Annotated in this window: 9 protein-coding genes and 1 rRNA gene; 1 reads left to right on the top strand and 9 read right to left on the bottom strand. The window is 76.9% G+C overall.

From position 1 onward, the window contains the following. Positions 1-74: 74 nt before the first annotated feature. From recN to IEW90_RS09795, 6 genes are all read right to left on the bottom strand, one after another. The gene (gene recN, locus IEW90_RS09770) at positions 75-1,802 is read right to left on the bottom strand and encodes a DNA repair protein RecN (RefSeq protein WP_188717942.1); all 1,728 of its coding nucleotides are present in this window, start codon (positions 1,800-1,802) and stop codon (positions 75-77) included. Then, positions 1,799-2,716 (bottom strand): NAD kinase, encoded by a 918-nt coding sequence (locus IEW90_RS09775; protein ID WP_229679586.1) that lies wholly within the window; start codon positions 2,714-2,716, stop codon positions 1,799-1,801. The genes recN and IEW90_RS09775 overlap by 4 nt, the downstream gene beginning before the upstream one ends. Beyond that, positions 2,713-3,501, bottom strand: a complete 789-nt coding sequence (locus IEW90_RS09780) for a TlyA family RNA methyltransferase (protein ID WP_188717944.1) — start codon at positions 3,499-3,501, stop codon at positions 2,713-2,715. Before IEW90_RS09780 ends, IEW90_RS09775 begins: the two co-directional genes overlap by 4 nt. After that, complete coding sequence (locus IEW90_RS09785; protein WP_188717945.1) at positions 3,494-3,658, bottom strand: hypothetical protein; 165 nt, start codon at positions 3,656-3,658, stop codon at positions 3,494-3,496. Before IEW90_RS09785 ends, IEW90_RS09780 begins: the two co-directional genes overlap by 8 nt. Further along, complete coding sequence (locus tag IEW90_RS13850) at positions 3,655-4,290, bottom strand: Rossmann-fold NAD(P)-binding domain-containing protein (protein WP_229679587.1); 636 nt, start codon at positions 4,288-4,290, stop codon at positions 3,655-3,657. The genes IEW90_RS09785 and IEW90_RS13850 overlap by 4 nt, the downstream gene beginning before the upstream one ends. Positions 4,291-4,636: 346 nt before the next feature. Beyond that, entirely contained in the window at positions 4,637-5,380 is a 744-nt protein-coding gene (locus IEW90_RS09795) for an MBL fold metallo-hydrolase (RefSeq protein WP_188717946.1), read from the bottom strand. Positions 5,381-5,522: 142 nt separating this feature from the next. Between IEW90_RS09795 and IEW90_RS09800 the strand changes: the two genes are divergently transcribed. Then, positions 5,523-6,221 (top strand): aminoglycoside 3'-phosphotransferase, encoded by a 699-nt coding sequence (locus IEW90_RS09800; protein WP_188717947.1) that lies wholly within the window; start codon positions 5,523-5,525, stop codon positions 6,219-6,221. On the opposite strand, the gene IEW90_RS09805 is transcribed toward IEW90_RS09800, so the two are convergent. The 3 genes from IEW90_RS09805 to rrf all read right to left on the bottom strand — a co-directional run. Next, positions 6,218-7,255, bottom strand: a complete 1,038-nt coding sequence (locus IEW90_RS09805; RefSeq protein ID WP_188717948.1) for an HAD-IIA family hydrolase — start codon at positions 7,253-7,255, stop codon at positions 6,218-6,220. The genes IEW90_RS09800 and IEW90_RS09805 overlap by 4 nt on opposite strands. Next, a complete protein-coding gene (locus IEW90_RS09810) occupies positions 7,255-8,373 on the bottom strand; it encodes a tetratricopeptide repeat protein (protein ID WP_188717949.1) in 1,119 nt (372 codons plus the stop codon). Before IEW90_RS09810 ends, IEW90_RS09805 begins: the two co-directional genes overlap by 1 nt. Before the next feature lie 957 nt (positions 8,374-9,330). Further along, positions 9,331-9,417: ribosomal RNA gene (rrf, locus tag IEW90_RS09815) — 5S ribosomal RNA — on the bottom strand; the annotation flags it as partial.

The following is a 9,417-nucleotide window of genomic DNA, read 5'->3' on the forward strand; positions in this document are numbered from 1 at the left end:
GGGGGCCGCGGGCTGCGGGGCCGAGGGGGCCGTGGACGGGGCGTCGGGCGCAACGTGGTTCACGGGCTTCGAGCCTATCCCACGCCGGGCCGGATGTCCGCTGCGGGCGCATCCGTGTCGTGGGCGTCGACGAGCAGCTCGCGGGCGTGCGCGATCGCGGTCTCGGATGCGGTGCCGGACAGCATGCGGGCGAGCTCGGCGAGCCGCGCGTCGCCCTCGACGGTGCCCACCTGGGATGCGGTGATCCGGCCGTCGGTGCCCTTCTCGACCCGCACGTGGTGCGCGGCGAAGGCGGCGACCTGCGCGAGGTGCGTGACGACGATCACCTGGCAGCGCTCGGCGAGCCGCGCGAGGCGGCGACCGATCTCGATGGCGGCGGCGCCGCCGACGCCGGCGTCGACCTCGTCGAAGACCATGGTGGGCACGCTGTCGTCCGCGAGCGCCACCTCGATCGCGAGCATGATGCGGCTGAGCTCCCCGCCGGAGGCGCCCTTCTGGATGGGCCGGGGGTCGGCCCCCGGGTGCGGGGCGAGGAGCATCGTGACGCGGTCGCGGCCGGCGGGTCCGAGCGCGTCGACCTGCGCCACCTCGACGACGAGCCGCGCGCTCGGCATCGCGAGCGCCCGCAGCTCGGCGCCGACGGCCTCCTCGAGCCGCGCCGCGGCAGCGGTGCGCAGGGCGCTCAGGCGGTCGGCGAGCGCGAGCGCCGCCGCGTGCCGGGCATCGGCGTCGGCGGCGAGCCGCTCGAGCTCGGCGTCGTCGCCCTCGAGCTCCACGAGCCGCAGCGCCTCCTGCGGGGCGGCCTCGAGCGCCTCGTCGAGCGGGCGCGCGAGTCGGCGCTCGAGGGCCGCGAGCGCCGCGCGGCGCTCCTGCACCTCGTCGAGGCTGCGCTCGGGGCGCTCGAGGTCGTCGAGCGCCTGCACGAGCGAGGACGACGCCTCCTGCAGGAGGGCGTCTGCCTGCACGAGCAGGTCGAGGGCGCCGGCGAGCGCCGCATCGTCGCCGCTCGCGCGCTCGACGAGCCGGCGGGCGTGGCCGGCGAGGGTCACGGCGTCGGGCGCGTCGTCGTCGTTCGAGAGCGCCGCGTGCGCCTCGGCGAGCTGCAGGCGGAGTCCCTCGGCGTGCTCGAGCCGGTGCGCGAGCGCCGCGAGGGCGTCCTGCTCGCCCGGCTGCGGGTCGGCGGCCTCGAGCTCCTCGAGCCGCTCGCGGATCTCGAGCGCCTCGGCGGCGCGGGCATCGTGCGCGTCGCGGAGGGCGCGCGCGGCCTCGTCGGCGGCGCGCCACGCCTGGTGCTCGCGGCGGTATTCGACGAGCGCCGCGGCGAGCCCGGCGCCGGCGGCGCGGTCGAGCGCGTCGGCCTGCGCCTCCGGCGATCGCAGCCGCTGCTGGTCGGCCTGCCCGTGGACGGCGACGAGCCGGTCGGCGAGCTCGCGCAGCAGGCCGGCGGGCACGGCGGCGCCGCCCGCCTGCGCTCGAGAGCGCGCGGCGCCGTCGGGCGTGCGGCTCAGCGCGCGGCCGAGGATGAGCTCGCCGTCGTCGATCGTGCCGCCGGCGTCCTCGACGACCTCCGCGGCCTCCGCGTCGTCGACGATCCAGACGCCCTGCACCGCGGCCCGCTCGGAGCCGGCGCGGATGACGCCCGCGTCGGCGCGCTCGCCGCGCAGCAGCGCGAGCGCCTGCACGACCATCGTCTTGCCGGCGCCGGTCTCGCCCGTGATCGCGGTGAAGCCGCGGCCGATCGGCACGCGGGCGTCGTCGATGACGCCGAGCGAGCGGATGGTGAGCTCGTCGAGCCGCGTCACGTCCGGGGCCTCCGGAAGCCCTCGACCGGCAGGTGGAACTTCGCCACCAGCCGGTCGGCGAAGGGCGCTCGCGAGAGCCGCGCGAGCCGCAGCGGCGTCGCGTCGCGCGTCGCCTCGACGCGCGAGCCCTGCGGCAGCGGGAACGAGCGGCGCGAGTCGCACCACAGCGTGGCCTCGCTCGTGGAGTCCTCGGCGATCTCGACCGCGAGGGTCGAGGTGGGCGCGACCACGAGCGGGCGCGTGAACAGCGCGTGCGCGCCGAGCGGCACGAGCAGCATCGCCTCGGCCGTCGGCCAGACGATCGGGCCGCCCGCCGAGAAGGAGTACGCGGTCGAGCCGGTGGGCGTCGCGAGGATGACGGCGTCGGTGCCGAACGACGAGATCGGGCGCCCGTCGATCTCGAGCAGCGTCGAGATCATGCGGCCGGAGCCCGACTTCTCGATCGCCGCCTCGTTCACCGCCCAGGTCTCGTGCACGAGCTCGCCGCGGGCGAGCACGCGGATGCGGAGGGTCAGCCGCTCCTCCACCTCGTAGTCGCGCGCGAGCGCTCGCTCCACGACCTCCGCCGTGTCGGCGACCTCCGCCTCCGCGAGGAAGCCGACGTGGCCCAGGTTGATGCCGAGCAGCGGCGCGGCCGTCGCGCGCTGGAGCTCCGCCGAGCGCAGGATCGTGCCGTCGCCGCCGAGCACCATGACGAGCTCGATGGGATGCTCGCCGCCCGCGTCGTCTCGGGCGGGGTCGTAGGGCACGACGGCGTCGAGGCCCGATCGGTGCGCGAGCAGGACCTCGCGGTCCTCGCCGAGCACGACGGGCGTCACCTGCGCGTCGAGCAGCCGGGTCGCGATGCTCGCGGCCGTGGCCACGGCCTCCTCGCGCCCCGGGTGGAACGCGAGCAGGAACCTGCGTCCGCTCACCGCGCCTCCTCCGCCAGTCTCGCCGCCTCGTCCCGCCATTCTGTCGGATTCGTGCCGCGCGAGGCCGAGAGGTGGGCGAGGTACTCGACGTTGCCGCGCGTGCCCGCGATGGGGCTGCCGATGAGCCCCGCGGTGCCGAGCCCCGCATCCCACGCCGCCCAGAGCACGCGGTCGATCGCCTGCGCGCGGAGCGCCGGGTCGGACACGATCCCCTCGCGCACGCCGGTGCGACCGACCTCGAACTGCGGCTTGACGAGCACGATCCAGTCGGCGCCGGGCGCCGCGACGCCCGCGAGCGGCGGGATGGCGAGCTCGAGCGAGATGAACGAGAGGTCGGCGGTGACGAGGGTCGGCGCGGGGTCGAGGGATCCGGGCACGAGGTCGCGCACGTTCGCGCCCTCGACGAGCGTGACCGGCAGCGCGTCGGCGTCGAGCTGGAACTGGTCGTGGCCGACGTCGAGCGCCGTGACGTGCGCAGCGCCGCGGGCCAGCAGCACCTGGGTGAAGCCGCCCGTGCTGGCGCCGGCGTCGAGGGCGATGCGGCCGGTCGGATCGATGTCGAACGCGTCGAGCGCGGCGAGCAGCTTGTGCGCGGCGCGCGAGACCCACGCGTCGTCGCCGGCGATCGCGAGCTCGGCGTACGCGGGCACGCGCGCGCTCGCCTTGAGCGCCGGACGGCCGTCGATCGTGACGCGGCCGTCGGCGATGCGCTGCTGGGCCTGGCTGCGGCTGCGCGCGAGGCCGCGCTCGACGAGCGCCTGGTCGAGGCGGGGCGCGTCAGCCACGCACGGCGCCGAGCGCTGCCTGGAGGCGGTCGTGGACGCGCGCGAGGTGCTCGGCGCGCTCCGCGAGCGGCTGCTGCTCGATGAGGTCGATCTCGTCGACGAGCCCGTCGACGGCGTCGTCGTCGGGCCGCGCGTCGGCGGCGGTGGCGTCGGTCATGCCCTCGAGGCTAGCGAAGCGATCACCCGCAGCTCGTCGGCGCGCGAGGGGCCTGTGAGCCGCGGTCGGTCGAGGCCGCGGGCGCGCTCGTCGGCGAGGACGTCGGCGAGCGTCGCGGCGACGTCGCGGTGCTCGCCGCGCGCGGCGCGGTAGCGGTCGCTCGAGCGCTGCCCGTGGCTGTCGAGCGCCGCCGGCAGCCGCAGCGGCAGGGCGTCCGGCCCCATCCAGTAGCCCACGCCCGCGGCGTCGAGCGCCTCGTCGTCGGCGAGCACCACCTCGCCCGTGTGGCCTGCGACGTCGCGCGCGAGGGCGATGAGCGCGTGGAGGCGGATCTCCGGGCCGACGGCGTTCACGACGTCGGAGCGCTCGGGCGCGCGCTCGACGACGAAGCGCACGAGGTCGCGCACGTCGATCGTCTGGGTCGGCTGGTCGCGGGCGGGCGCGAGGAGCGGGCCGTCGGCGGCGAGCGCCGCGCGCGCCACCCAGTGGCCGAACCGGTCGCTGCCGTCGCCCGGCCCGCCGACGAGGCCGGGCCGGACGATCGCGAGGCGATGCCCCAGGCGCTCGCGCAGCATCCGCTCGATCCACGCCTTCGCGCCGCCGTAGTCCTCGCCCGTCTCGTCCTCGGGCACGAGCGGGTCGTCCTCGTCGGCGCCCGCGGGCGCGCCCTCGAGGCGCTGCGCCGAGACGGAGGAGACGAAGTCCAGTGGGCGGCGCGGTCGCCGAGCGCCTCGACGGCGCCGCGGGCGTGCGCGGGGAGGCGCGTGACGTCGACGACCTCGCCCCATTCGCCGTCGAGCCCGTCGTACGCGCCCGGCAGGTCTCGGTCGGCGGTCACGAGCCGCGCGCCGGCCGGCGCCTCGCCGCCCTCGCCGCGCGCGAGGCACGTGACCTCGGCGCCGCGCTCCAGGTGGGCGGCGGCGATCGCACGCCCGATCCACCTGGTGCCGCCGAGGACGAGGACGCGCCGCCCCCTGGTCACCAGGCGACCCCCGCGACCCGCGCGGCCTCCGCCGCCGCCGCGGCCCCGCCGTGCCACGGGTCGCCGTGACCAGGCAGCACGAGCCGGGCGCCGGTCGCCTCGATCGCGTCGAGCGACCGCTCCGCCGCGTCGGGGTCCGCGGTCGCGGCGGCGGCCACGAGCCGAGGCCCGACCTGGGCGGTGTAGGGGTCGAGCGTCACGAGCGCGTCGCCCGAGAGCACCGCGTCGGCGGCCTCGAGGTGCAGGGCGACGTGCCCGTCGGTGTGGCCGGGTGTCGCGACGACCCTCGGCCGGCCAGGCACGTCGAGCACGGCGCCGGGCTCGAGGGGCGTCGTCTCGCGGACGCCGCGCACTCCGAGCGCGCCCGCCGCCACCATCCCGGCGAGGATCGGCAGCGCCGCCGGGTAGCGCGGCGGGAACGCGAGCGGCGTCCGCGCGCGACGGTAGGAGTACGGGTGCTCCGCGATGTGCGCATCGCCCCGATGGAGGTGCAGCGGCACGCCGTCGGCCACGAGGCCGGCCGCCATGCCGAGGTGGTCGAAGTGCGCGTGCGTGAGGACGACCGCGCGGAGGTCGTCCGCGCCCCGGCCGAGCGCGGCGAGCGCCGCGTCGAGGTGCCGCCGCGTGCGCGGGAACAGCGTGTCCACCAGCGTGATGCCGTCGGCGTCCTCGAGCAGGTAGGCGTTCGTGCTCGCGTGCTGCAGCAGGTGCACGCCCGGCGCGACGTCGCGCTGGAGCACGGCCCCTCGTCGACGCCGCAGCGCCCGCGGCGTCCCGTCCGTCCGCCGTCCGCCGTCCGCCCCTGCGCTGCGCTCCACCATGTCCCCCATTGGACTCCTGCTGCCTGGACGTCGGCGGTGCGCGCCCCGGTAGCGTGGCGCCGTGCCTCCGCCGCTCGCCGCTCCCCCGCCTGCCGGCACCCGGGTGCCGACGGCGATCGGGCGGCTCGCGGGCACGGATCCGGTCGAGCTGGTCTGGCGCAACGAGCTGGGCGGCATCACGGCGCGCATCGACCGCGCCGACGCTGCCGTCTACGCGAAGTGGCAGCCGGGCGGCGGCACGCTGCCCGCCGAGGCCGAGCGGCTCGCGTGGCTCGACGGCCGCCTCCCCGCCCCGCGCGTGCTCGCGCTGCGGGAGGAGGACGGCGGCGCGCTGCTCGTGACCGCCGGCATCGCCGGGGCGTCGATCGTCTCTGCCGCGGGCCTCCGCGATCCCGCCGCCGCGGCGGCCGCCCTCGGCGAGGGGCTGCGACGACTGCACGCGCTGCCGGTCGCCGAGTGCCCGTTCCCGGCGCCGGCGTGGACGCGCGCGATGCCGCCCGAGCATCCTGTGGTCGTCCACGGCGACGCGTGCGCGCCGAACACGCTCATCGCGGGCGGCGCGTTCGCGGCGCTCGTCGACGTCGGCGAGCTGGGCGTCGCCGACCGCTGGGCCGACCTGGCGATCGCGTCGTGGTCGCTCGAGTGGAACGGCCTCGCCGAGGCCGAGCCCGCCTTCTGGCGCGCCTACGGCATCCGGCCCGACCCGGAGCGCATCGCCCGCTGGCGCGCGCTCTGGGACGAGCCGGGGCTGGAGGACTAGAGCGCGAGCAGCTCGTCGGCCACCCGGAGGCCCAGCACGGGCCGGTCGGCCGTCCACACCGCGGCGCACGCGGCCCGGATCGTGTCGACCGGACGGTCGCCCGCGCGCACGAGCGTGATGTCGATGCCGGATCGGCGCACGGCGGCGCGGCCGACCTCGAAGTAGGTGTCGCCCGTCGAGCGCTCGAGCGTCTCGCGGAGCGGCTCGATCGGCTGCAGCAGGTCGCGGAGGTCCTGCACGACGTGGTCGGGGCGCATCGACGGGTCGGCGCCGATGAGGCTCGCGCCGCGATCGATGCCCGTGAGGGCGAGGATCGTGCGGATGCCGGCGCGGCGGCCGCCGAGGATGTCGGTGTCGAGGCGATCGCCGATCATGGCGGGCGCCGTCGGCGCGAAGCGCTCGCGCGCCACGTCGTAGATCGGCGTCTCGGGCTTGCCCGCGACCTCCGCGAGCCTGCCCACCGCGGTGTGGACCGCCGAGACGAGCGTGCCGTTGCCGGGCGCGATGCCGCCGGCGACGGGGATCGTCCAGTCGGTGTTCGTCGCGATCCACGGGATGCCGGTCTCTCCGGGCGCGGCGCGCAGCGCGAACGCGGCCTCGGCGAGGTCCTTCCACCCCACGGAGGGGTGGAAGCCCTGCACGACCGCCTTCGGCTGCTCTGCGGCGGTGCGCACGACGCGCCAGCCGCGCGCCTCGAGCTCCACGACGATGCCCTGGCCGCCGACGACCATCACCGGGTCGCCGGGCGCGACATGCCGCTCGAGGAGCAGCATCGCCGCCTGCGGGCTCGTGACGACGTCCTGCGGCGCGACGGGCAGCCCGAAGGACGAGAGGTGCTCGGCGACCTCCGCGTCGGTGCGCGAGGCGTTGTTCGTGAGGTACGCGGCCGGCAGGCCCGTCGCGAGGATGCTCTCGACGGCGTGCGGGATCGCGTCCGGGCCCTGGTAGACGACCCCGTCGAGGTCGAGGTACAGGTGGTCGATGCCGTCGAGCGGCGTCGGGCGCGCGGGCTCCGCCGAGCGGAAGAGCCCCATCAGCGCGCGGCCTCGGACTCGTCGTCGTCGCCGGCGTCGTCGGGGTCGTCGCCGCTGCCGTCGCCGAGCAGGTCGTCGCCGAAGAGCGCGTCGCCCTGCGCGGCCGATGCCGCATCCGCCCCGTCGGTCGCGGGCGCGCCGTGGTGCGCCGGCGCGTCGACGACGGGGATGCTCGCCGTCGTCGGGTCGGCGTCCTCGATCGCGTCGAGGTCGGAGACGTCGGGCGCCGGGTGGCGACGCGCAGCGTAGGCCGGCTCCGCCGCGCCCTCTGCCTCGGCGTCGTCCGCGCCCGCGGCCTCCGCCTCGGCGAGCAGCTCCTCGACCTCGTCCTCGATCGACGGCTCGCGCTCGGCATCCGCGTCGTCGGCGGCGGGCCCGTCGAGGGCGACGCCCTCGTCGAGCGCGTCCGCGGCGGCCTGCTCGACGCGCTCGCTCGTGATCTGGATCGACTCGAGCTCGCCCGGCGCCATCGCGGCCTCGAGCGCATCGATGGCGCGGTCGGCGAGGGCGAACCACTCGGCGGCCTCGGCATCGCGGCCGAGCTCCTCGAGCACGCCGGCGAAGCTCGCGAAGAGCGCCGGGCTCCACTCGAACGCCTTGTCCTTGCGCAGCTCGGGGATCCGCAGCTCCTCGAGGGCGGCCTCCGGCTGCCCGAGGTCGAGGCGGGCGCCCGACTTCACGATCGCGAGCTCGACCCGGACGGGCGTCTCGAGCGTCGCCGGGTCGATGGATCGGGCCAGCTCGAGCGCGCGCTCGGGGCGCCCCATGCCGCGCTCGCAGTCGGCCATGAGGGGCAGCTGGTCGTCGCGGCCCGTGATGCGGCGGTACGTGCGCAGCTCGCGGAGCGCGAGCGCGAAGTCGCCGAGCTGGTAGGCGGTGATCGCGAGCGTCTCGCGCACGACGCCGATGCGGCCTGCACGACGGGAGGCCGCGAGCGCGTGCTGGTGCGCGAGCTCGGGCTCCTCGTCGATGAGCTGGCCGGCCATCGCCATGTGCCGCGCCACGACCTCGGCGTTGTCCTTGGTGAGCGTCTTCAGCTGCGCGCGCGCGCCGATGTCGAGGTCCTCCGGCACGACGTCGTCGGGCAGCTCGGGGGCGACGAAGTCGTCGTCGCGCACCTGCTTGAAGCTCTCGCCGGAGCCGGTGCCGCGCTTGTCGTAGTCGCGGCCGGGGCGCGCCGCGTCGCGGTCGGGGCCCTGGTTGCGCTCGCGCTGGGAGTCGCGGCGGCGCTGGTCGCCGCGGCCGTAGCCGGCGCCGTCGTCGCGGCGGGGGCGGTCGCCGTCGCGCTGCGGCCGATCGCCGTACGGGCGGCGGTCGCCGTCACGCTGGGGGCGGCGGTCACCGTCACGCTGCGGGCGGTCGCCGTACGAGCGGCGCTCGCCATCGCGCTGCGGACGGTCGCCGTACGGGCGGCGCTCACCATCACGCTGCGGACGACGGTCACCATCCCGCTGCGGGCGATCGCCGTACGGGCGGCGCTCACCATCACGCTGAGGACGACGGTCCCCGTCGCGCTGCGGACGGTCACCGTAGGGACGACGCTCGCCGTCGCGCTGCGGACGACGGTCACCGTCACGCTGCGGACGGTCGCCGTACGGGCGGCGCTCGCCATCGCGCTGCGGACGGTCGCCGTACGGGCGGCGCTCCCCATCGCGCTGCGGACGACGGTCGCCATCGCGCTGAGGGCGGTCCCCGTAGGGGCGGCGCTCCCCATCGCGCTGCGGACGACGGTCGCCATCGCGCTGCGGGCGATCGCCATACGAGCGGCGCTCGCCGTCGCGCTCGGGACGCTGGCCATCAGGCCGATAGCCGCGGTCGCCCGGTCGCAGCGGCTTGCGGTCGCCCTGCGGGCGGTCGCCGTCGCGGCGCGGACCGTCGCGGTGCGGGCGGCCCTGTCCGTCTCGAGGTGCGCGGCGCCTGTCGTCGCCGTCTCGTCCTGCGCGCTCGTTCACGGCTCCATGCTCCCATCGCGCGCATCGCGCTGCACTGTTCGGCCGGCGCTCGGCCGGCGGCGTTCTGACCTCAGAAACGGAAAAAGGGGCCCCAGATCGTTCTGGGGCCCCTTTCCAAAAGAAGTCCGGCGGTGTCCTACTCTCCCACAGGGTCCCCCCTGCAGTACCATCGGCGCTGAGAGCCTTAGCTTCCGGGTTCGGAATGTGACC

The sequence above is a fragment of the Agrococcus terreus genome, from assembly GCF_014645235.1.
Lineage (GTDB): Bacteria > Actinomycetota > Actinomycetes > Actinomycetales > Microbacteriaceae > Agrococcus > Agrococcus terreus.